Origin of the sequence: Brachybacterium timonense, assembly GCF_900258505.1 — a bacterium.
Lineage (GTDB): Bacteria > Actinomycetota > Actinomycetes > Actinomycetales > Dermabacteraceae > Brachybacterium > Brachybacterium timonense.
The window spans coordinates 23,954-47,324 of record NZ_LT984895.1 but is presented as its reverse complement, the minus strand read 5'-3'; the positions used below and the strand labels follow the sequence as shown (position 1 = coordinate 47,324).

The 23,371-nt window shown below is 68.7% G+C and carries 18 protein-coding genes; 12 read left to right on the top strand and 6 right to left on the bottom strand.

Annotated elements, in window-relative coordinates:
• Positions 1-162: 162 nt before the first annotated feature.
• Positions 163-546: an HsmA family protein gene (locus C8271_RS00185; protein ID WP_106505613.1), complete on the bottom strand. Its 384-nt coding sequence runs from the start codon at positions 544-546 to the stop codon at positions 163-165.
• Positions 547-940: 394 nt separating this feature from the next.
• On the opposite strand from C8271_RS00185, the gene C8271_RS00180 reads away from it, so the two are divergent.
• Positions 941-1,636: a thiolase family protein gene (locus C8271_RS00180; RefSeq protein ID WP_106505612.1), complete on the top strand. Its 696-nt coding sequence runs from the start codon at positions 941-943 to the stop codon at positions 1,634-1,636.
• A 94-nt stretch (positions 1,637-1,730) separates the two neighbouring features.
• Here C8271_RS00180 and C8271_RS00175 read toward each other — a convergent pair whose 3' ends face one another.
• Positions 1,731-3,245 (bottom strand): Hsp70 family protein, encoded by a 1,515-nt coding sequence (locus C8271_RS00175; RefSeq protein ID WP_106505611.1) that lies wholly within the window; start codon positions 3,243-3,245, stop codon positions 1,731-1,733.
• Between the two features lie 145 nt (positions 3,246-3,390).
• Between C8271_RS00175 and C8271_RS00170 the strand changes: the two genes are divergently transcribed.
• Complete coding sequence (locus tag C8271_RS00170) at positions 3,391-4,314, top strand: hypothetical protein (protein ID WP_138774487.1); 924 nt, start codon at positions 3,391-3,393, stop codon at positions 4,312-4,314.
• A 99-nt stretch (positions 4,315-4,413) separates the two neighbouring features.
• Here C8271_RS00170 and C8271_RS00165 read toward each other — a convergent pair whose 3' ends face one another.
• Positions 4,414-5,241, bottom strand: a complete 828-nt coding sequence (locus C8271_RS00165; RefSeq protein WP_212591306.1) for a CDP-alcohol phosphatidyltransferase family protein — start codon at positions 5,239-5,241, stop codon at positions 4,414-4,416.
• Between the two features lie 217 nt (positions 5,242-5,458).
• Here C8271_RS00165 and C8271_RS00160 point away from each other — a divergent pair, with 217 nt between their 5' ends.
• Complete coding sequence (locus C8271_RS00160; protein WP_106505609.1) at positions 5,459-7,180, top strand: glycoside hydrolase family 13 protein; 1,722 nt, start codon at positions 5,459-5,461, stop codon at positions 7,178-7,180.
• A gap of 113 nt (positions 7,181-7,293) precedes the next feature.
• On the opposite strand, the gene C8271_RS00155 is transcribed toward C8271_RS00160, so the two are convergent.
• Positions 7,294-10,107 (bottom strand): cation-translocating P-type ATPase, encoded by a 2,814-nt coding sequence (locus C8271_RS00155; protein ID WP_170957741.1) that lies wholly within the window; start codon positions 10,105-10,107, stop codon positions 7,294-7,296.
• A gap of 256 nt (positions 10,108-10,363) precedes the next feature.
• Here C8271_RS00155 and C8271_RS00150 point away from each other — a divergent pair, with 256 nt between their 5' ends.
• Positions 10,364-12,505, top strand: coding sequence for a 3-hydroxyacyl-CoA dehydrogenase NAD-binding domain-containing protein (locus tag C8271_RS00150; protein WP_106505608.1), 2,142 nt, complete (start codon positions 10,364-10,366; stop codon positions 12,503-12,505).
• A gap of 128 nt (positions 12,506-12,633) precedes the next feature.
• Positions 12,634-13,653 (top strand): hypothetical protein, encoded by a 1,020-nt coding sequence (locus tag C8271_RS13925; RefSeq protein ID WP_212591305.1) that lies wholly within the window; start codon positions 12,634-12,636, stop codon positions 13,651-13,653.
• 194 nt (positions 13,654-13,847) lie between these two features.
• On the opposite strand, the gene C8271_RS00140 is transcribed toward C8271_RS13925, so the two are convergent.
• A complete protein-coding gene (locus tag C8271_RS00140) occupies positions 13,848-15,089 on the bottom strand; it encodes an aminotransferase class I/II-fold pyridoxal phosphate-dependent enzyme (protein ID WP_106505607.1) in 1,242 nt (413 codons plus the stop codon).
• A 36-nt stretch (positions 15,090-15,125) separates the two neighbouring features.
• The gene (locus tag C8271_RS00135; protein WP_170957740.1) at positions 15,126-15,641 is read right to left on the bottom strand and encodes a GtrA family protein; all 516 of its coding nucleotides are present in this window, start codon (positions 15,639-15,641) and stop codon (positions 15,126-15,128) included.
• 307 nt (positions 15,642-15,948) lie between these two features.
• Here C8271_RS00135 and thiD point away from each other — a divergent pair, with 307 nt between their 5' ends.
• The 7 genes from thiD (at position 15,949) to fdhD (ending at position 23,362) form a co-directional block, all read left to right on the top strand.
• The gene (gene thiD / locus C8271_RS00130; RefSeq protein WP_106505605.1) at positions 15,949-16,749 is read left to right on the top strand and encodes a bifunctional hydroxymethylpyrimidine kinase/phosphomethylpyrimidine kinase; all 801 of its coding nucleotides are present in this window, start codon (positions 15,949-15,951) and stop codon (positions 16,747-16,749) included.
• A gap of 296 nt (positions 16,750-17,045) precedes the next feature.
• Complete coding sequence (locus C8271_RS00125; RefSeq protein ID WP_106505604.1) at positions 17,046-17,840, top strand: amino acid ABC transporter ATP-binding protein; 795 nt, start codon at positions 17,046-17,048, stop codon at positions 17,838-17,840.
• A gap of 239 nt (positions 17,841-18,079) precedes the next feature.
• Entirely contained in the window at positions 18,080-19,051 is a 972-nt protein-coding gene (locus C8271_RS00120; RefSeq protein WP_106505603.1) for a glutamate ABC transporter substrate-binding protein, read from the top strand.
• A gap of 105 nt (positions 19,052-19,156) precedes the next feature.
• Positions 19,157-19,858, top strand: a complete 702-nt coding sequence (locus C8271_RS00115) for an amino acid ABC transporter permease (RefSeq protein ID WP_106505602.1) — start codon at positions 19,157-19,159, stop codon at positions 19,856-19,858.
• The gene (locus tag C8271_RS00110; RefSeq protein WP_106505601.1) at positions 19,855-20,667 is read left to right on the top strand and encodes an amino acid ABC transporter permease; all 813 of its coding nucleotides are present in this window, start codon (positions 19,855-19,857) and stop codon (positions 20,665-20,667) included. Before C8271_RS00115 ends, C8271_RS00110 begins: the two co-directional genes overlap by 4 nt.
• Before the next feature lie 981 nt (positions 20,668-21,648).
• On the top strand, positions 21,649-22,119 hold the full coding sequence (locus tag C8271_RS00105) for an SRPBCC family protein (protein WP_106505600.1): 471 nt from the start codon (positions 21,649-21,651) through the stop codon (positions 22,117-22,119).
• 370 nt (positions 22,120-22,489) lie between these two features.
• Positions 22,490-23,362, top strand: coding sequence for a formate dehydrogenase accessory sulfurtransferase FdhD (gene fdhD, locus C8271_RS00100; RefSeq protein WP_106505599.1), 873 nt, complete (start codon positions 22,490-22,492; stop codon positions 23,360-23,362).
• Positions 23,363-23,371 lie beyond the last annotated feature (9 nt).

Sequence of the window (23,371 nt, the reverse complement as noted above, 5' to 3'; positions counted from 1 at the left end):
AGGCGTCGGCAGGGGAGGAAGCCTGGTCCCCTCTGGGGTCGGATAAAGGCGACAACGGCGTCATGCGGGGCATCGTTGTAGTGGGTGTCAGCTGGTCGTCGAGACGGGCATCTCCGTAGCGACATTAGCCGACCATCGCGCCGGGTATCGACGTTGAGGACTTCAGCCGATCATCGAGCCGAGCATTCCCGTGACGTAGGGGATCAACCAGACGACCCAGACAGCAACGGAGAACCGGTGGAAGATTGCCAGCTCATGCTCACGTGCGCGGATCAGGACGACGACCGCCCACACGGCGTGCACGGCCATGAGGATCAGGGCGAGTAGACCGGTGACCGACATGATCTGGTTCAGCACAGTGGTTTGGACGGTGCCGCTTCGCGCGATGACGGTCATGACCGCCGTGCCGGAGGTGTCGAACACCAGCCCCGTAAGGAACAGCGCGACATGAGAGCGACGCAGGCGACCGGCGCGATTCTCGGTCCAGACGCCAGTCGTGTAGAAGGCGAGAGCAAGCGTGATGAGGACAATGGCTGCGATCAACATGACATGAATGCTCCGCTCGCCGCGGCTCGCGCGGATCAACCGTTTGATTGAGCTCTGACCTGCGTGGACTGTTCTGACAGCCGCCTTTCCGCCTTTCCGTCTTTCCGTCTTTCCACCGTTCCGTCTTTCCGTCTTTCCGCGAACTTGGTGCGCAGTGCATGCCAAAAGTGCCGGATGGGGTGCGCTACGCACCAAGTTCGCGGGGGCGAGCACGGGGAAGGCGAGCGCCGGGGTAGGTGGAACTGGCGGTATCACGTATGCTCGGTATCGGCTTCCCGGGTCATCGTTGTTGTGGCCGCGGTGTCGGCACTGTCGTCGCCGTGCTGCTCGCCAGCGTTGTCGCCCGTCACCGTTGTCGTAGTCGTCACCGTTGTCGTAGTCGAAGGAGACTCTCGTGCCCGAGGCTGTCATCGTCGCCGCTGCCCGTTCACCGATCGGCCGCGCCCGCAAGGGCTCACTCGCCGACATCCGCCCGGACGATATGGCCGCCCAGATGATCAGCGCGGCCCTGGACCAGATCCCCGCGCTCGACGCGCGCACGATCGACGATCTCCAGCTCGGCTGCGCCATCCCCGAAGGGCATCAGGGCGGGAACCTCGCACGGATCGTCGCCAGCCGCGTCGGCCTCGACACCGTGCCGGGCGCGACCGTCAGCCGCTTTTGCGCCTCGAGCATTGAGACCACCCGCAGCGCCTTCCACGCTATCCGTGCAGGTGAGGCCACCGCGATTATCTCCGCGGGTGTCGAGTCCCTGTCGATAGGCACCACGAAACTGATCGAGGAGGACGCTCGCGACCCGTACTTCCACCCGGCGTGGGAACGGTCCGCCCGTCGTGCGAGCCGTGAGATCCCCGCCCCCTGGCATGACCCGCGTGAGGATGGCGAGGAGCCGGACCCGTACATCCTCATGGGCCAGACCGCGGAGAACGTCGCCGAGCTGCGTGGCATCTCCCGCGAGGCACAGGACGCCTACGCGCTGGAATCCGAGCGCCGAGCCCAGGCCGCCATCGACTCCGGCTTCTTCGCGACCGAGACCACGCCGTTGACTCTGCCCGACGGCACGGTGCTGACCAGCGAATGCAGTCGCTGATCGTGGGCCGCTCGGTGACGGGCATGAGCGCCTTCGTCTGATCGCCGCCGCCCGAGAATCAGTCGCCCGAGCAGTGATTCGTGGCGGCCGCGCCTCAGAGCGCGGAGGTCTCCACGGTGTAGCCGTCCTCCAGCATGAGCCGGATCGTGGTGATGCCGTTGGCGTCCACGTGCACGGTCTCCTCAACCCACGGGCCGTCGCCGCGGCGCTCCACCTGCACCTGGGACAGGTCACGACCGTCCCGCAGCGCAGAGTCGAAGGGCACGACGACCTGCGCGAGTGCGGTTAGGTCACCGGAGGTCTCCAGCCCGTCGGTCGCGGGGAACTCGACGTAGCGGAACCAGCCGACATTGTGGGCGGCCCGGTAGTGGCGGGTGACGGACAGCGAGCCGTCTGCCCGTGGCGCTGCGCCGGGCGGCACCAGCGGATCGAAGGTGACCTCGCGGCCGTCCTGCGCCTCGCGGAAGACGCCGATGCCGCGTGAGATCCGGTCCCGCAGTCGGTAGCCGGATTCGGGGTCAGCGGCGATCGCCAGGCCGATCGCGGTGGACGCCGAGGGGTAGGGGGAGCGGTGCACGCGGCGCCCGAACTCCTGCCGCAGCATCCGGCCCACCAGCGGCAGCGCGGCCGCACCGCCCACCAGATAGATCCCGGCCAGCTCGTCCTCGGTCGTGGCGGCCTCATCGGCCGCGGCGAGGGCGCTGGAGGCCACGAGTGGCCCCATCGCCTCCAGGGTCTGCTCCACCAGCGGGGTTGCGGCGTCGTAGAAGTCGGCGACGCGCACCATTGCGTCGGCATCCTCGAGCTCGATGAGCATGCGGCGGGTCTGTGGCAGCACCCGCTCCTTCGCGAGGCGGGCCGCGTCCAGGACCGCGGGGTCCGACGGGTCGATGCCCGCCTGGGCCCCGTCGGCCGTATCGTCCGCGGCAGCGCGTACGGCACAGTGCGCGAGCACCGCATCGAAGTCATCGCCACCCAGGTGGGGGATGCCGATCGAACGCTCGACGACGTGGTCCGTGCCGTCCACGCGCACGACGGAGGCATCGAAGGTGCCTCCGCCCAGGTCATAGACGACCACGGCGGTGCGACGCGAGGTCACAGAACGCGGATGACGATGCGTGAACTCGAAGGCGCCGGCGCTGGGCTCGTTGACCAGGCCGAGCACGGTGGCGCCGGCACGCGCGAAGGCGTCCAGCGTGAGCAGCCGCTGCGCGGAGTGCGCATGCGCGGGGACGCCCAGCACCACCTCGATCGGCTCGTCAGCGGCACAGCGCGCGCTGCGCCGGATCTGCGCGATGACGTGCGCGGCGAAGACGTTCATGACCTCGGCCAAGGAGCGCTCCCGCGCGCCGATCCGCACCGGCGTGGCCCCGGTCGCATCCGGCAGTGACAGCAGGCGCTTGAAGGATCGGGCGATCTCACCGCGGCCCGCGTCGGCCGCCAGGGCCTCCCAGCCGCACAGCAGGTCCTCACCGTCCAGCCCGACCACGGTGGGGATGTGCTCGTGCAGGTCACCGGTGGCGTCCTCGACGCTCAGGACTGGGTAGTTGCCTCGGTCCACCGAGGCAATGACGGTGCGGGTGGTTCCCAGATCGATGCCGACGCGCATGGGCTCAGAGTAGCCGGGGAGGGTCTCTCGATCTGGCCGCGGCGAACCCCGCGAGTCCCCCGTGGCCAGGAATCACACTCGGGTCTGGTCAGGAGTAGACGCGAGTCGAATCATTTCGGTGCTGGCGCAGTGGCAGGCTGGGCTGATGACCATACCCCTCACCGAGCCGGCGGCCCGGAGACGCCTGCGGAGCCGGCTGCTCGTCACCGGCAGCGTCCTGGACGTCCCCGAGCTCGCCGAGCGAGTGATCGACCCGGAGATCCTGCTGGCTGTCAGTGGGGCGTCGCGGCTGGGTGATCTGCGCTCGCGTGATGTGGAGGCGCTTCCGTTTCCTCGGTCGGAAGACGAGACCCGCGCGGCGTCGGTGATCGGTGCGGCCCTGCGCGGGGCGCTCGAACGGCGCACGCGACTGTGGGTGGGGTTGATCGACGAAGGTCAGGTTTCGGGACTGCGCATGATGCTGGGTGATGAGCAGCTGCATCAGATCGGACCGGCCGGGCCCGATGGTCGGGTGCCGGTGGCTGTGAACCCGCGGGAACTCGCCGCCGCATGGTGTGTCCGGACACGGGCCTATCTGCAGGCGATGCGCGACAACCTGGCCGGCATCGACGCTCTCCATCTGCCCGGGCGGCTGCTGCGCGCCTTGCGCGAGGCCGGGGTTCCCGTGCGGGAGCGGCCCAGTCTGGTGCGACTCCTTCGCAACCCTGTTGTGGTCGCATATCTCGTCGTGCTGGTCTACTCGGCACTGCGGGCCCTGCCGGTGACCTTCGTGCCCGGCTTCCACGGCCACGTCGCCATCCTGTGGGGGATCGACTTGCTGACCGCCATCCCGTACACCTGGGGGATCATCGCGATGGTCGCGGGCCGGCGGCTGTGGATCCGAGGTCTGGGGCTGCTGACAGCGGTGGTCACCTTCGTGGCGCCGTACGTCTATTTCTGGACTCATGGGCACGGCTATCCGTGGTTCGTGGACCTGGTGATCGCGGTGATGATCCTCAGCGCCGTCGGCCTTGAGGGCGTGCGCTGGGCGCGCGACGCGGCGGTCGCGGCGGGCCTGCGTCGGCGCTGAACCGACCGGCGACGACGCGACAGCGGGCGCTCTGACCATGGGCTCGCCGCCTATGCAGCGGCCGACGGGGACGGCACGCGTCGGGGCCTGCAGGCCGGCTCAGCCGCGCTTCGCCCCGAGGATCGAGCGCAGCACGCCGGTGAGCAGCAGCCAGCCGCCGCCGACGTAGAACAGGGCCGTGGCGAGCACCGGTCGCTCCGGCATCGCCGTGACCAGCCACACCGCTCCGGCGCCCCAGGCCGCCACCGCGAGGAGGTTCGGCACCATCAGGTGCTTCACCCGGAATGGATGCGTGTAGTGCAGTGGGACCAGGGTGGCGATCGCCAACACCACGACGACGACGGTGTTGAACACGGCACCGGTGCCCAGCAGGTACAGCATGAGCACGACGATGTTCCAGGCCGCGGGGAAGCCGACGAAGTAATGGTCGGTCGATTTCCAGCCCGTGTTCGCGTAGCAGAACATCGAGGAGATGAGGATCAGCGCGGCGAGACCGATCGCCAGTGGCCGCGGCCCCGCTGGCAGGTGCAGGGCGAAGTACACCGCTGGGATGAACGTCCAGGTCAGATAGTCGACGGCGATGTCCATGATGCCGCCGTCGAACCACGGGATCACCTCCTTGACCCGTGCCCGGCGGGCCAGGGTGCCGTCGACGGCATCGACGAACAAGGCAACTCCGAGCCACCCCCACATGGCCTTCGCGTCCCCATCGATCAGGGCGATCGTGGCGAGTGTGGCCCATAGCAGGCCGCTGGCGGTGAACAGGTGCACGCTCCAGGCGCCGAGCTGCGCGCCCCACGGCGCGGTCGACCGCAGGGCGACGTCCGGCGCAGTGGCGACGGGGTCAGCGGTGCGCTCGGGGGCAGAAGGCGTCGTGGCGTCGAGCGTTATGGCATCGGGCCTCGCGGCCTCGGAGGAAGCGGTCATCTGTTCATTGTGGCTGGAGGCGCACAGGCGGCGGGGAAGCCGCGCCCCACGGGTCGCAGGTTCCGGGACGGATCCGGGAGGGTCAGCGCCCCGGGGGCGACGGGTCCAGCGGCGGGATGCGCCCCCGGTGATGTCGCGTGCTGCGTTGAGGGCAGGGCCGGTGATCCGCAGGGCCTTTCGTCGTGACCCCGCGCTGTCCGTGCGCCAGGATGGAGGGATGAGCACTCCTGCTGCGAATGACCGGACCGTGACTGACCAGCGTTCCATCGATCCGTCGGCCACTGAGCGCGACTGGTGGCGCCAGGCCTGCGTCTACCAGATCTACCCGCGCAGTTTCGCCGACGCGGGCGGTGACGGCCTGGGCGACATCCCCGGCATCACCAGCCGCGTGCCCTACCTGAAGGACCTCGGCATCGACGCCGTCTGGCTGAGCCCGTTCTACCCGTCCCAGCTCGCGGACGGCGGCTACGACGTCGACGACTACCGGGACGTCGATCCGCGCCTGGGCACGCTCGCGGACATGGACGAGCTGATCGCTGCCCTGCACGATGCCGGTATCAAGCTGATCGTCGACATCGTCCCCAACCACACGAGCAACCGGCATCGTTTCTTTCAGGAGGCCCTGGCGGGTGGACGTGGCAGCGCGGCCCGCGAGCGGTACATCTTCCGTGAGGGCCGCGGTGAGAACGGCGAACTGCCGCCCACTGACTGGACCTCCATGTTCGGCGGCTCCGCCTGGGAGCAGGTGGAGGACGGGCAGTGGTACCTGCATCTGTTCGCCCCAGAACAGCCCGATCTGAACTGGAAGCACCCCGACGTCATCGAGGACTTCGAGACCACGGTGCGGTTCTGGTGTGACCGCGGCGTGGACGGCTTCCGCGTGGACGTCGCCCAGCTGCTGGCCAAAGACCTGCCGGAGGACACCGCCTCCCTGCCCAGCCAGGCGGAGCTGGACGCCATGGATCGCACGTCCGGCACGCATCCGCTGGAGGACCGCGACGAAGTCCATGAGATCTACGCCGGCTGGCGCGCCATCATGAACCAGTACGACCCGCCGCGCACCGCCGTCGCGGAAGCCTGGGTGGCCACCCCCGAGCGACGTGCCCTGTATGCGCGGCCGACGAGCCTGGGGCAGGCGTTCAACTTCGACATGCTCGAGGCGGATTTCGATGCCGCCCAGTACCGTCGCGTGATCGAGGAGAACCTGGCTGCCGCAGCGGCGGCGGGATCCTCCACCACGTGGGTGCTCTCCAACCATGATCACGTTCGCCACGTCACCCGCTATGGGCTGCCGCCGCGCAATGGTGATACCCGCAAGGGTGGAAACAGCTGGCTGCTCTCGGGTGGAAAACAGGAGGACGTTGACGGGGCTGGTGGTCTGCGCCGCGGCCGCGCTGCCACCCTGTTCCTGCTGGCCCTGCCCGGATCCATGTACCTGTACCAGGGCGAGGAGCTGGGACTGCCCGAGGTGGGTGACCTGCCCGATGAGGCGCGCCAGGATCCGACGTTCTTCCGCAGCCCCGGTGAGGATGTGGGACGTGACGGCTGCCGCGTGCCGATCCCGTGGACGCGCGACGGCGTCGCCTTCGGCTTCGGCGAGGCCGCACCGCACCTGCCGCAGCCTGAGAGCTTCGGTGAGCTGTCCGTGCAGGCGCAGCAGGGCGTCGATGGCTCCACGCTCGAGCTGTATCGACAGGCGCTGCGTCTGCGCCGAGACCTGCAGGCCGCAGAGGAGCTGCAGTGGGTGGAGACGGGCCGCGAGGACGTGCTGCATATCCGTCGGCCGGGCGGATGGTCGGCCCTGCTGAACACGGGCCAGCAGCCATACCCGTTGCCGGCCGGGCAGGTGCTGATGGCCTCCGCGGTGCTGGATCACGACCAGCTGCCCGCCCAGGCAGCTGTGTGGATCCGGGAGGACGAGCAGACGCCGCAGGCCTGACGGGGCTGGCCCGCGCCCGGACCCGTCGGCCTGAACGGCTCGTGATCTGGGCGCGGGGCCCGACGTGCTCAGCCGCGGGCGTGCCATGCTGCCGGGCGCGGGGCCCGACGTGCTCAGCCGCGGGCGCGCTGGATCGCCTTGATGATCTCCTCGATCACCAGCACAACCGCACCAGCGCCGACGGTCACCAGCCAGTGCTGCCAATGCAGCGCGACCGTGCCGAAGGCGGTCTGCAGCACCGGCAGATGCACCACCGCCACCTGCGCCACCACCGCGAGAGCCAGCGAGACCCACAGCCACCCATTGGTGGCCAGGTGGTGGAAGGCGCTTGCGCGCGCGGAGCGAGAGTTCAACGCGTTGAACAGCTGCATCATCACCAGCGCCGTGAACGCGGTGGTACGGGCCGTATCCAGCTGCACCTCGACAGGCACGAGCTGATCGAGCCCGCCGATCAGACCGCCGGGGAGCGTGAGGTCGTACACCAGCAGCGTGAGCACGCCCATGATCAGGCCGATCGACAGGATCCGCCCCCACATGGCGCGGTCGATGATCGGGCGTGTGAGCGGCCGTGGGCGGCGTGCCATAACGTCGTCGATCTCCGGATCCAGGCCCATGGCGAGCGCGGGACCGGAGTCGGTCACCAGGTTGATCCACAGGATCTGCGTGGCCAGCAGGGGCACCACGGCGGCGCCGGGATGCGCGGGATCCGCCAGGCCGATCACCCCGGCGAGCACGACGCCCAGGAAGACCGCGGCCACCTCGCCCATATTGGAGCTGAGCAGGTAGCGCATGAATGAGGCGATGTTGTCGAAGACGACGCGGCCCTGCCGCACGGCATGCACGATCGTGGTGTAGTCGTCATCGCCCAGGATCATGGTCGCGGCTTCTTTGGTGACTTCGGTGCCGGTGATGCCCATGGCGATGCCGATGTCGGCGCTTTTGAGCGCGGGTGCGTCGTTCACGCCGTCGCCGGTCATAGCGACCACGAGGTTCTGCCCCTGCAGCGCGTCGACGATCCTGAGCTTGTGCTCGGGTGCCACACGGGCATACACCGAGGTATCGCGCGTGACCCCCACCAGGTCGTCGTCGCTCAGTGCGGCGATGTCCTGCCCGGTCGCGACCCGTGGCGTCTGCTCATCGGTGATCCCGAGGTCGGCGGCGATCCGGGAGGCTGTCACCGGGTGGTCGCCGGTGATCATCACGGTGCGGATCCCCGCGCGGTGGGCGTCGGCGATCGCCTGCTTCGCCTCCTCGCGCGGCGGATCGATGATGCCGACGACGCCGGCGAGCACCAGATCCCGCTCGTCGGCGGCGGTCAGCTCAGCGGGCTGCTGTTCGATGCGGCGCGAGGCCACGGCGAGGGTGCGGTACCCCTGCGCGCCAAGCTCCTCGACCCGCTGCGCCCAGGCTTCGCGTGACGCGGGCGTGAGAGGGCGGGTATCCGCGCCCACCTGCTCCGCGGTGCAGCGCTGGAGCAGCACATCGGGCGCGCCTTTGGCGATGATGACCGCAGCGGCAGGGTCGGCACCGTCGGTGTCGACGAGCACGGACATCATCTTGCGGTCCGACGAGAACGGCACCTCGCCGAGGCGGCGCCGGCCAGAGACCAGCTCCGATGTGCCGTCGAGCTTGTGCTGGGCTGTCAGGAACGCGGCTTCGGTGGGGTCGCCATGGATGCTCCAGTCACCGGCCTCCTCCTGCCGCAGGCGGGCGTCATTGGCAAGCGACCCGCCGGCGATCACGCGGCGCGCCTCCGCGAGGACTGCGTCGGGGCCGGTCACATCGTCGGCGCCGACGCTGGTGCGAGCCTCGCCGTCGGGGGCGTAGCCGATGCCGCTGAACTCGGTCCGGCCGGAGGCGGTGATCACCTCACGCAGGGTCATTTCGTTGCGGGTGAGGGTGCCGGTCTTGTCGGAGCAGATAACGGAGGTGGAGCCGAGCGTCTCGACCGACGGCAGGTTCTTCATCACCGCGTTGCGGGCGGCGAGGGCGCGCACACCGATCGCGAGCACGAGAGAGAGGATCGCGGGCAGCCCCTCCGGCACAGCGGCGACAGCGAGCGAGACACCGAGCAGAAGGATCTGTACGGCCTCCTGCAGGCTGTGCACGCCCTGGAGGAACGCCATCGTTGCCATCACGACGATCGCGATGCCGATCACGAGCAGCCCGAGCGTCGTGGAGATCTTGGTGATCTCACGCTGCAGCGGGCTGGGCTCCTGCTCCGTCTCATCCAGCAGGGTGGCGATTGTGCCCATTTCGGTGCCCATGCCGGTGGCCGTCACGACCGCACGGCCTACGCCAGAGGTCACCGCGGTGCCCTTGAACACCATGTTGGTGCGGTCGCCGATCTGCACCTCCTGCTCCAGGGGCGCTGAGTCCTTCGTGACGGCGTCGGATTCCCCGGTGAGCGAGGACTCCTGGATGCGCAGCGAGGTGGCAGTGAACAGCCGAGCATCGGCGCCGACGGAATCGCCCTCGGCGAGCACGAGCACATCGCCAGGCACAAGCTCGGCGGCGGGTACGTCGACGATGTCCCCGCCGCGCAGCACGCTCGCGTGGGCGGCGGTCATATCGGCGAGAGCGGCGACGGCGTCGGCCGCCTTGTTCTCCTGCACGAAACCGAGCGCGGCGTTGGCCACAACGATCACGGCGATCACGATGGCGTCCACCGGGACACCGTGGGCGCCCTCGAGGATCCATGCGCCGGTTGCGATGACGATCGCGCCCAGAAGCAGGTAGATCAGAGGGTCGTGAAACTGCGCGAGGAAGCGCTTCCACGCCGGGTCGCGGTCTGAGCCGACGAGTTCATTGGTGCCGTGTGCCGCGAGGCGTCGCGCGGCTTCCTCGGGAGGAAGGCCCTGGTCGGGATCCACCTCCATCGCGGCGGCAACGTCAGCGGCGGTCGACAGCGAGGCAGAGAGGGCCACGCGGACTCCTTCCTGGATTGTGTATCCACCGTAGCCCCGTATCCACCCGAGGGGACGGGACCCCGACGCAACCGATCGCCGCGCACCCGCGGAGCGGGTTCACGGACCGCGTGGGGACCACCAGGCAGGGATCGCGGGGCGCGGGGGATGGACAGCGGTGGCCCAGTGCGGCATGCTGGCCCCGACTATGTGAAACCCGCGGTACCAGATTCTTCCGCCCGCGTCGCCGCTCGACGACGAGCACGAAAGGCCCCTCATGAGCAGCTACACCGAGCACGTCACCCGCGTCCTGACTGAAGACCGCGAGCATTCCGCGATCGGCACCGTTGCCGTGCTGCGTTTCGCCCCACCCGAGGGGGAGGAGCGCCGCCCCGCGACACTGGGCCCGCAATCCGTCGCCGCGGTCACCGATGCCATCGGCCACGCCCTTGACCGGGCAGACGCAGGCACTATCCAGGCCATCGCACTGATCGGCACCGGCCGCACCTTCCTCGCCGGTGCGGACCTGGCCATGTTCGCCGACCCCACCGCCGTCGACAACGTCGAGGCCATGACCCGCGCAGCCCACGACCTGCAGATCCGTGTGCGCCGCAGCCCGGTGCCGATCCTCGCCCACATCAACGGCGCCGCGCTCGGCGGCGGCCTCGAGGTCGCGCTCATGGCAGACGTGCGCACCGCAGCACCCGGGGTGCATGCCATCGGCCTGCCGGAGACGAGCCTGGGCATCCTGCCCGGCTGGGGCGGCACCACCCTCGTCGGCAGCGTCATCGGACCGGAGGCAGCAGCACGCCTGATCCTCGAGGACCCAGCCCGCGACCGACAGCTCACTGCCGAGCAAGCGCAGACTATTGGCCTGATCGACGCGCTCGCCGACGACGTGGACGCCGCCCTGGATGCCTTCGGTGCCATTATCGCGACACGTCGCGCCGCCGACGGGCACGGCGCCTTCACCCGACCCGAACCGCTGCCCGCCGCCGACTCCGAGGAGGCGCAGGCCCAGCAGGCCGCCCTCGATGCGCCCCATGGACCGGCGGAGACTCGCCGCCAGTGGGCCACACGACTGGCCGATCAGGGCGCACCCGCCGTTGCCCGGGCGCTGGCGCTGCTCGAACAGCTGCCCGGCTCCACCCTGCGCGAAGCGCTCGACCGGGAAGCCACCGCCCTCGCTGAGCTGGTACGCAGCCCCGCTGCGGCCGCCAGCCTGTACGCCGCCGAGCTGCTGCGCCACGGCAAGCCAGGCCGCAGCCCTGTCGAGGGAGCCCGCGAGATCCGGCGAGTGGGCGTCGCCGGCGCCGGTTTGATGGCGTCGCAGATCGCCGCGCAGCTCGCACTCGGCTTGCGCGTGCCCGTCGTGCTGCGCGACCTCGATGAACAGACCGCCCACAAGGGCCTTGCGGCAGCCCGCTCAGTGATCAGCCAGGCAGCCGAGCGGGGACGACTCAGCGCCGAGGACGCGCGTGAGGTCAGCGGCCTGCTGAGCGCCACCGTTCAGGTGAGCGACCTGACGGAGTGCGATCTCGTGCTCGAGGCCGTGCCGGAGGTGCTTGCGGTCAAGAAATCCGTGTTCGCCGAGCTCGAGGGTGTGCTCGCCCCGGATGCACTACTCGTCTCCAACACCTCCTCCCTCTCCATCGCGGCCATGGCGGAGGACCTCGCTCATCCTGAGCGCGTGGTGGGCCTGCACTTCTTCAACCCGGTCGCGAAAATGCCGCTGGTCGAGGTGATCCACACGCCTGCGACCGACGGCACGACGCTCGCCACCGGCCTCGAGGTGGTGCGCAGACTGCGGAAGTTCGCCGTCCGCAGCGCCGATGCCCCTGGCTTCGTGGTCAACCGCCTGCTGTTCCGCGTGCTCGGCGCTGTGCTCGCCTCCCTCGATGCCGGCGCCGACCCCGCGCAGGTGGACGAGTCACTGGATCCCCTGGGCTTGCCGATGCGGCCCTTCGCCCTGTTGGACCTCGTGGGGCTGGCCGTCGCCGACCACGTGGGCGAAGTGCTGCACGACCAGTTGGGCGACCGCTTCCACCGCTCACCGGGGCTGACAGCCATGGCCGATCAGCGTCGACGCTTCACCGAACCCACGCGGGATGCCGTGCATCCACGAGTGTCTGAGCAGGTCACGCAGGTGTTCGCGCCCGTCGATGGCACGGTTGGCTCGAGCGCGCCCGTCGGCGATGCACTGCTGCGGCGCGTCTGCGATGGCCTCGCGGAGGAGATCCGCCTGATGCTCGATGAGGGCGTGGTCGAGACCGTCGAGCAGGTCGATCTCGCCATGATCCTGGGCGCCGGATTCCCCCGACACCGCGGCGGCGTCACGCCGTACCTCGATGCGAGCGGAGCCTCCGACCGTGCAGGCGTCGGACGCTTCCACGGTGAGCGCTTCCGGCAGCACACCTGAGACGGATTCACGGGCTACCTGGCGACGTTACAGGGCCCTATGATGGTGCGGTCAGACATCTGCCCGCGTGATGGCGGGCGCACTTCGGGAGAGGGGAGCGGCGTCGCCGGGCGACGCCACAACGCACTATGTCGCAGCCACCACAGGGCGGATGGGGACCGCAGGACAACAGCGCGGGTCAGGACGGCTATGGCCAGGGGTACGGCCAGGCTTCCCCCAACAGTTACGGACAGGGATACGACCAGAGCTACGGTCAGCCTTCGGCGGACGCGTACGGCCAGGGCTCAGCGAACAGCTATGGCGGCTACGACGCCTCCTTTGGGCAGGGTGACATGTCTGGTGAACAGCCCAAGAAGGGTGGTGCTGGCAAGATCGCTCTGTTCGTCTGCATCGGCTGCGCGGTGCTTGCCCTCATCGCCGGCCTGATCGGCGGCGGTATCTTCCTGTTCACGCGCGGCGGCGACGACGGTGGCCAGACCCAGGGTCAGGAACAGGGTAAGGATGACGGCGGCGACACCGGCGGCGATGAGGGCGGTGACACCGGCGGCGATGAAGGTGGCGACGGCGGAAGCGACCAGGGTGGTGACACCGGCGGCGATAAGGGCGGCGATAAGGGTGGTGACACCGGCGCCACCGGCGGCGATAAGGGTGGTGACACCGGCGGCGATAAGGGCGGCGACAAGGGTGGTGACACCGGCGCCACCGGCGGCGGCACCCGGGACAACCCGCTCGCACTGGGCGAGACCTTCACCCTCAACGATGGTGAGGGCGGCACAATCGACGTGCAGCTCGGCGAGGTCAACTGGGACGCCACCCAGGCCATGATGGAGGCCAACCAGTTCAACGATCAGCCCGGCGAGGGCGAGCGGTACATTCTCGTGCCGGTCACCGTCACCTACCACGGCGACGGCAGCCTCTCGCCAGCCTTCGGCGTGCATGTGGAGTACGTGTCCGCCGGCGGCAACTCCTACAGCTCCGGCGGTGTCACGCCGAAGTCGTCGATCGAGGTGGGCGAACTGTACGACGGCGGCAACGCTACCTACGACGAAGCGTTCATCGTCCCGGATGATGCCGTGCAGGACGGGCTGTTCAAGGCCGAGGTGCTGCTGAGCTTCGAAGACGACCCGGTGTGGATCGCTGCGAAGTGATCTGAACCAGACCGATTCTGACTGTGGGGCGTCGCGGGTGACCGCGGCGCCCCACAGTCGTCAGTGGACACAGCTCAGCCGTCGGCCCGCGCCCATGCGGCGAGTCGCTCCGCACTAGCCGCACCGACCTCGGTTGTAATCCCCGGCCTGCCCCACGTGGCGAGTCGGGATGAAGGCCACGCGGTCCCGTTGTTTCAGCCCTCGGCTCGTCCCCATGCGGCGAGTCGACGCGCGGCCTCCTCGAGTGTTGCGCGGTCCTTACAGAACGCAAAGCGCAGCATCGACGCGGCATCCGGTGCAGTCGCGGGGCTGCAGAAGGCCGACAGCGGAATCGCGACCACACCGGCGCGCTGAGGAAGCTCCTCGCACAGCTGCTCGGCATCACGCACCCCGAGCGGGGCGGCGTCGGCCACCACGAAGTAGCCGGCCTCCGGCACGGCCACGCGCGACCCCGCCGCGCGCACGCCATCCAGCAGCAGGTCACGCTTCTCCCGCAGATCCTGGGCGATGCCCGCGAACACCTCATCGGGCAGCCGCAGCCCCGCCGCAACCGCCGGCTGGAACGGACCGCCAGAGACATAGGTAAGCCACTGCTTGACTGCGAGAACAGCCGTGATCAGCTCAGGGCGGGCACACACCCAGCCGATCTTCCACCCGGTCACAGACAGAGTCTTGCCTGCCGAGGAGATCGACACCGTGCGCTCCGCTGCGCCCGGCAGCGACGCCACAGGCCGGTGCGGGCGGGAGTAGGTGAGGTGCTCGTAGACCTCGTCGGTGACGATGAGTGCGTCGTGCTCCTGCGCCGCCGCGACGATTGCGGCAAGAGCCTCATCCGAGAGCATCAGACCCGTCGGATTGTGTGGAGAGTTCACAAGGACCAGCCGCGTGCGGTCGGTGATCGCCGCACGAAGGGCGGCCGGGTCCACGCCGATGCGCAGATCACCGTCGACGTCGGTATCGAACTGCAGCGGAACCGTGCGATGCACCCCGCCCGCTAGGGCGATCACAGCGGCGTACGCGTCATAGAAAGGCTCGAGGGTGAGCACCTCGTCGCCGGGGGAGACGAGCGCAAGCAGCGTGGCCGCAAGAGCCTCCGTCGCGCCAGCAGTGACCAGAACCTCGGTTTCCGGATCCCAGTCCAGGCCGTACCAGTGCCGCTGGTGGGCAGCGATCGCCTCACGCAGCTCCGGGGTGCCGAGCCCCGGCGGGTACTGGTTATGCCCCTCACGGATCGCGGTGATCGCCGCCTCTGCAACGGCCGTGGGCGGATCCGTGTCCGGGAAACCCTGACCAAGGTTCAGCGCTCCCGTGCGGGCAGCAAGCGCGGACATACGCGCGAACACGGTGGGGACGGCCTGCCCGTCGTCGTCGAGCAGGTTCGCGCCGCGGGCGGCGCTGGTCCAGGGACCGCTGATGAGGGAGCCAATGTTCTGCATAGGCCCATGCTTCCAGAGGCGGCCCGCCCCGGCGCCTTACCGCTTCGGGAACACCCACCGCCCGTACGTGATGTACCGGAACGTGGTGGAGACGATCTGCCCGATGAAGGTGCCGGAGATGTTGTCCGCAAGTGCCGAATCTAGCCCCAGCACGTACCGGGAAAAGCCCAGGCAGCCCAGCTGCAGCCCCGAGGCGATGATGTTCACCAGCACGAATAGCGCGACCGAACGCGCCGTCGAGGGCCGGGGCCGATCCGAGAACGTCCACAGACGATTGCCCAGGTATGTGAGCACTGATGCCGTCGCGATCGTGAGCACCTTCGCGGTGAGCGGATGGCCATGCATCAGCCCGGTGCCCCACCCCTGCGTCGGATGCCAGAACACCAGCAGGTTGTACATCGCGGCATCGAAGAGGAACACCACGCCGCCGACGGTGAGGAACTTCAGCGTGGGACGCAGATGCGCCGCCAGCCGTGCACGGGCCGACGACGCGGGCCGCGTCGGGGGCTTCGCATCCGGGGCGGATGCTGCATTCGTCGGTGGCGTCGGCACGCCGGGCACTGTACCCGAGCTGGCATGACCGCATCCGTCGGCCGGTTCGCCCGGGCATGACCCGTCGGCATAGGATCGATGCTCGGCCGCTGCGACGGGCCGATCCGCACCGGATCAACGCCCTGGGAGCGCGCGGCCCGGGCACCTGCGCGACGGGGGAGCAGCCCCCTGGGAGCGTGCAGTGCACCCCGTGCGACGGGCAGTCGACGCGTCGGCCCCTGGGAGCGCACGGCACACCGCCGCAGCGGCCGGAGCGCAACGCGCCCGGCCCGCGGCACCGTCTCGACACACCCCAGGAGGGTCCTTCATGGCACACGTCGCCCTGTCCATCGCCGGCTCCGAAGCCACCGGAGGCGCTGGCGCGCAGACCGACCTCAAGACGTTCCACCAGCTCGGTACCTTCGGCACGGTGGCGTTGACCTGCATCGTCTCCTTCGACCCGAAGAACGACTGGAATCACCGCTTCGTGCCGGTCGACCCGCAGGTGATCCGCGACCAGATCGAGGCCACCACCGCGCTGCACGACATCGACACCGTGAAGATCGGCATGCTCGGCAGCCCCACCACCATTGACGCCGTTGCCGCATCGCTGCGCGAGCGCAGCTTCACCAATGTTGTGCTCGACCCGGTGCTGATCTGCAAGGGGCAGGAGCCCGGCGCCGCGCTGGACACCGACAACGCGCTCAAGGAGCAGATGCTGCCGCTCGCCACTGTGGTGACGCCCAACGTGTTCGAGTCCACGGTGCTGTCCGGCCTGGAGAAGATCGAGACTCTGGAGGACCTCAAGGAGGCCGCCAAGCGTATTCACGAACTGCACGGAACCGTGGTGGTCGCCAAGGGCGGCGCGGAGCTGCCCGGTGAGGACGCTGTGGACGTCTTCTACGACGGCGAGCAGATGGTGGAGCTGCGCAGCCCCAAGATCGGCGAGCACCGCGTCTCCGGCGCCGGTTGCACCGTGGCTGCCGCCATCACAGCCGAGCTGGCCAAGGGCGCGACCCCGCTGGAGGCAGCGCAGACCGCGAAGAAGGTCGTCACCCACAGCATCGAGAACCGTCAGGGTGGCCACGCGCCGTTCGAGGCCGTCTACCAGGGTGGCTTCCAGGCCTGAGGTCGCGCGGAGTGTCGCGCTCGGCAAAGCCTCGACGCAGACGGGCACTGTCCAGGCCTGAGCCCGAGCGGAGTGTCGGCTGCGTCACGTGATGACCGGACGGTCGCCGCATCCGCATGACCGGTGACGAACCGTTGCCAGCTGGCCCGTGAGTCTGCCCGCCGCCACCTGACCAGGGGCGCCGATCCGAGTAGCGCTCGCTCGGAACGGCGCCCCTGGTCACAAAAGTGTTCCGAAGTGTGAACTTGTATTCCGATGTTTGGACACATCGGGGTGTGAGGCCTCATGCTCTGCTCATGACCGACAACAGCACGGCTTCTGTGCGCCCCGAGACCCGCGAGAGCGCCGCTGGCAGTGAGCCGCTCATCTCGGTGCGCGGCGTCGACAAATACTTCGGCGACTTCCAGGCGCTGAAGAACATCAGCCTCGACGTCCACCCCGGCGAAGTGGTGGCCCTCATCGGTGCTTCCGGCTCCGGGAAGTCGACACTGTGCCGCTGCATCAACCGCTTGGAGACCATCACCAACGGTGAGATCACCATCGACGGCAAACCCCTGCCCGAAGAGGGCAAAGAACTGGCACTGCTGCGCTCCGAAGTGGGCATGGTCTTCCAGTCCTTCAACCTCTTCCCGCACCTGCGCGCCATCGACAACGTGACGCTCGGCCCCACCAAGGTGCGCGGCGTCTCCAAGGCCGAGGCCGAGAAGGACGCCATGGCGCTCCTTGCCCGCGTGGGTCTTCAAGGCAAGGAGAAGAACCTGCCCGGCGAACTGTCCGGCGGGCAGCAGCAGCGCGTGGCCATCGCCCGCGCCCTCGCCATGAAACCGAAGGCCCTGCTGTTCGATGAGCCGACGTCGGCCCTGGACCCCGAGGTCATCAACGAAGTGCTCGATGTGATGACCGAGCTGGCCAAAGACGGCATGACCATGCTCGTGGTGACCCACGAAATGGGCTTCGCCCGTCACGTCTGCGATCGCGTGATCTACATGGACAAGGGCGAGATCGTCGAGGAGAGCGAACCGGAGGCCTTCTTCACCAACCCCCGCAGCGACCGCGCCAAAGCGTTCCTGTCCAAGATCCTGCCCCACTGACCGCCCGCACTCACCGATTGACTGCCCGCGCTGCCCAACTGACCCCCGCTGGCCTGCTGACCGCCGCTGGCCCGCTGACCGCCGCTGGCCTGCTGACCGCCGCTGGCCCGCTGACCGCACCAGCCCCCGTAGCCTCACCGATCGAATCGTTTCTCCGCCCCACCGACCACCCTCGCCACCCGGCGACTGACCTGCAGCGCGGCACCGCTCACCGCCCGCTCCGACCCGAAAGAGGAACCATGACCGACTCCACCCTCCGCCCCAGCCGACGCGCGCTCGTGGCCGCCGCCGGCGCCCTCCCCCTGGGCGCGGCACTCGCCGCCTGCTCCTCCGACACCGGTGACGGCCCGTCGCTGGGCGGCGACGACTCTGACGGCAGCGGCGCCGCGTACGATGACGCCATCGCCGGCGGCCCGATCGCCGACGACGCCGCGATCTCCGCGAGCGCCTGGGCCACCGCCATCAAAGAAGCGGGCACCCTCAAGCGTGGCGGCACCACCGCCAACCAGGTGTTCTCCCTGATCGACCCGTCCACCGACAAGGTCACCGGCTTCGACGCCGGCATCACCCAGCTGCTGGCCCGCTACATCCTGGGTGAGGACGGCGCGGACAAGGTCGAATACATCGATACCACCGTCGAGACCCGTGAGACCATGGTGCAAAACGGCACCGTCGACTGCGTGATCGCCACCTACTCGATCACCCCCGAGCGCCTGCAGGTCATCAACTTCGCCGGCCCCTACTACACCTCCGGCACCGCTATCCAGGTGCGCACCGAGGACAAGGACTCCATCACCGGCCCCGACGACCTCAGCGGCAAGAAGATCGTCACCCAGGCGAACTCGACCGGCATCCAGGCGGTCGAAGAGAACGTGAAAGACCCCGGCGAGGTCCAGCAGCTGCCGGACAACGAATCCTGCGTGGCCGCCCTCAAGCAGGGTCGTGTCGACGCGTACGTGCTCGACCAGGGCGTGCTGCTCGGCAACTCCAAGGCGGACCCCGAGGTGACTGTCGTCGGTGAACCGTTCGTCGACGACCCCTACGGTGTGGGCCTGTCCAAGGACAACGAAGACGCGCTCGAGTTCGTCAACACCTTCCTGCAGGAGATCATCGACGACGGCACCTGGAAGAAGCTGTGGGAGGCCACGCTCGGCGACGTCATCGACGGTGACGCCCCCGAGCCGCCGAAGCCCGGCGACCTGCCCGCCTGATCTCGTCTGAATCCAGTGCCGCGGCGGGCGGGTTCCCTACCCCGTCCGCCCGGCCCGTCAGCCGGACGCGCCCGTAAGGACGACGCCGGTGCGTGAGGAGTCCGCATGGACCTGATCGTCCAGAGCCTGCCCATGCTGCTGCAGGGCGCGGCATACACCCTGGGGCTCACCGTGTTCGGGTACGGCTTTGCACTGATGCTCGGCACAGTGCTGGCCGTGTTCCGGGTGAGCCCGGTGCCGCCGCTGCGCTGGTTCGGCACCGTGTACGTGGAGATCTTCCGCAACATCCCGCTGCTCAGCCTGCTGATCCTCATCGCGCACGGCATGCCCGACGCCGGGCTGCGCCTGAGCTACTTCTGGAGCGGCGTGCTGGGGCTGACCCTCAGCTCCGCGGCGTTCATCTGCGAGAACGTGCGCTCCGGCATCAACACGGTGCCGGTGGGGCATGCGGAGGCGGCCCGCTCGATCGGCCTGGGCTTCATCGGCACGCTGCGGCACGTGGTGCTGCCCCAGGCTTTCGCGGCCATGGTGCAGCCCCTGGTGAACGTGTTCATCGGTACGCTGCTCGGCTCCGCCCTATGCGCCGCGATCGCCGTCCATGAGCTCACCTACGTGTCCCAGGCGCTGTCCGGTCGGACCGCGCAGGCCGTGGTGTTCTTCCTGTTCTCCGGCGCCGTGTACCTCACGATCGCCCTGGTGGCCGCCTATGCGGGCCGACGGATCGAAGCCGCGGTCTCGCCGTTCTCCCGCCGCAGCGGCGGCCGATCTCGCCGCACCCTCGATGTGAAGGCAGGTGCCCAGGCATGAGCGCAAGCCACGTCCTGTTCGACGCCCCCGGCCCCAAGGGTCGTCGGCGCATCCTGCTGCTGTCGATCCTCGCCATCGTCGTGTTCATCGCAGCCGCGATCGGCGCACTGATCCAGCTGCAGGCCAACAAACAGCTCGACCCCGGAAAATGGGTCGTCTACCTGCGTGCGGACTACATCGCCTTCCTGTGGAAGGGCCTTGCCGGCACGCTGAAGGCCACCGCCGTGGCGGCCCTGTTCGCCTTCCCGCTGGGGCTGCTGCTCGCGCTCGGGCGCCTGGCGTCGACCCGCCCCATCAGCTGGGCTGCGACCGCCGTGATCGAGTTCTTCCGTGGCGTCCCCATGCTGCTGGTGGTCTACGCGTTCCTGCTGCTCCTGCCCGCCTATGGGGTGACCTTCTCGCGGTTCTGGATGCTCGTGATCCCAATGATCCTGGTCTCCGCCGCGACCACTGCCGAAGTGTTCCGTGCCGGCATCAACGCCGTGGACAAGGGCCAGCATGAGGCCGCCGCCGTGATCGGCTTGAGCCGCACCCAGGCGATGCGTCACGTGGTGCTGCCGCAGGCGATCCGCCTGGTGATGCCCTCGCTGATCCTTGCGCTGGTCACCCTGCTGAAGGACTCCACGCTCGGCTACGTGGTCAGCTACAACGAGCTGCAGTTCCAGGGCAAGACGATGGTCTCCATCACCCGGTACCTGCTGCAGACCTACGTGGTGGTGTCCCTCATCTACATCGTGCTCAATATGATCCTCACCCGGATCGCGCTGCTGCTCGATGCCCGCATGAAAAAGCGTGCGGCGAGGAGCTGAGCCTGTGCTCGGTGCGCTGGCCTTGCCGCAGCACGCGGGCACCTAGCCCCCGTGGCCTGTGCCCCTGTGGCCTTGTTGGCCCGTTGCCCTGTTCTCGCGGTCCTGTGGGCTTGTGCCCCTGGCCTCGTTGCCTCGTTGCCTCGTTGCCTGGTGGCCGCCTTGGCCCGTGGCCGCGTTGCCCCGCGGCCCTGTGGCCGCGGCCTCGGGAGGGAATCGGTATTGGAACGTGTCGCCGCCCCTCCTGGGCCCTTCGGCACCACGCTCCAGTACCGATTTCCTACGGCTCGAGTACCGATTCCCTACGCCTCGCCGCACTAGCCCTGCGGCGTCGTCACGCTAGCCCTACCGGCTCGCCGCACTAGCCCTGCGGCGTCGTCACGCTAGCCTCGCGGCCGCGTGGCCGCGGCCTCGGGAGGGAATCGGTACTGGAACGTGTCGCCGCCCCTCCAAGGCCCATCGGCGCCATGCTCCAGTACCGATTTCCTACGGCCTGTCAGTCACAAACGCGCCGCCACCCCCAGCGTTGTCTCCCGTGAGTCGATCCGGAGCCCGTCGCACACCAACGGCGCCACCGACTCTGACCTGCCGTTCTCGCAGATCGACCGGCATCAGCAGGAGGACGGGGCTGGCGTCACCGGCCCGCAACTGTGGATGCGTCGCGAGGCGGCATCAGCGGGAGGGCGGGCCTGACCTCGCGGTCGCTGCGCAGCGGGCCGCAGCCGAACTCACCGCTCTGGCTCTGGGTGCGACGGCTCACGGATCTGGCAGCTTTGCTGGTGGCGACTGATCTCTTTTGACTCTGGGTTTGGCGGTTCACCGATCTGATAACTCGGCTGGTGGCGACTGATCTCTTCTGACTCTGGGCGCGACGGCTCACCGCGTCCGTGACGCGGACACGTATCTGCACTGGTCAGTCGGGCAGTGGGACCGATCGGTCGGCTCCCCGTGGCGTCACGGGCCGTCGAGGGGCAGGGTAGAGGCATGACTGGTAACAACACGTCCATCACCGTCACCCGCACTATCGATGCCGCAGCGAAGGACATCTTCGACCTGCTCAGCTTGCCGGCCAAGCACCCGAGCTTCGACGGTTCCGGCATGGTCGTCTCGAGCACGGACACCGAGCGGATCACCGCCAGCGGCGAGAAGTTTGTGATGAACATGCACGCTGAGGCCATGGGTGGCGACTACGTGATGCATAACCACGTGATCGCCTTCGACGAGAACAAGCTCATCGGCTGGGCCCCCGCTCAGGAGCAGAACAAGGACGAGCCCGCCGGGTGGACCTACGTCTACGCTCTCAACGCGACCGACGCCAACACCACCGAGGTCACCCTCACCTACGACTGGTCCAAGGTCACGGACGACAAGCTCATCTCCCTGTTCCCGGTCGTCTCCGCCGAGCAGCTCGAGGACTCCCTCAACCAGCTCGCCGCCGCGGTCTCCGGGGCCTGACAGCGCCGACGCCGCAAGCGTCCGCCGGAAGCGGGCAGCGTGGACCCGGGCGAGCTCGTCCTGTGCAGGCTCGTTCTGCCCGGGTCCCGACTGGCCCGCCGGCCGGAGTTCGATGTGCCCTGATCCTCGGAAGCCGAGCGGCGGCGATTCGTGCGCCGGGGTCGAACGTGACTGCGGGCACTGCAGGCGCCGTTCAGCGGCGGCGATTCGTGCGCCGGGATCGAGCGTGACTGTGGGCACTGCAGGCGCCGTTCAGTGGCGGCGATTCGTGCGCCGGGGTCGAGCGTGACTGCGGGCACTTTAGGGCGCCGGTCGCCGTCGGTGGCGCGCACCTGGGCCGATTGCTGTCGGCACCCGTTAGGCTCCGTTCATGGGTAGGGTCACTGAGAACCGACGTATCCGCACGGTGCGCGTTCGCGACGGCCGTCTGTTCGCGGGCCGCAAGGGCGATCACGTCGCTGTCGAGGAACCCCTGGACATCCGGTTGAACGGCCAACAGTTGTCGCTGACCATGCGCACCCCGGGCAACGACGTGGAGCTGATCCACGGCTTCCTCCACGGCGAAGGCATTATCCGCAGTCGGGAGGACATCGCCGAGGCTCGCTACTGCGACGGCGCGGTGGTGGATGAAGGCTCCGGCTACCCGCAGAACACGTACAACGTGATGGAGCTGACCACGTCCGGCCCGCTGCTGCAGCCGTTCATCACCAAGAACTTCACGACCACGAGTGCTTGCGGCGTCTGCGGCTCGGAGTCGATCAACGCGGTGCGCGCGAAGGGCCGTTTCGACCTGACCCAGACGTGGAAGATCGACCCGCGCACGGTGCTGGATGCCGCCCGCAGCCTCAACGACGAGCAGGCTGTGTTCGCCCGCACCGGTGGCGTGCACGCTGCCGCTCTCGTGCGCACCGACGGCACAGTGCTCGCCGTGCGCGAAGACGTGGGGCGCCACAATGCGGTGGACAAGGTGATCGGCTGGGCGCTGTTGGAAGACCTTCTACCTGTGTCTGATTGCTTCCTGCTGGTCTCCTCCCGCGCCAGCTTCGAGATCGCTCAGAAGGCATTCATGGCTGGGATTCCGCTGCTGGCCTGCGTTTCCGCCGCGAGCTCACTTGCGGTTGCGACAGCTGACGAGGTGGGCATGACCCTGATCGGCTTCGCCCGCGCCCTCGACGGTGGCGACGGCCGCATGAACGTGTACACGCACCCTGAGCGGATTGATCTGAGCGCCGCGGAGGGGTGAGCCCCAGGT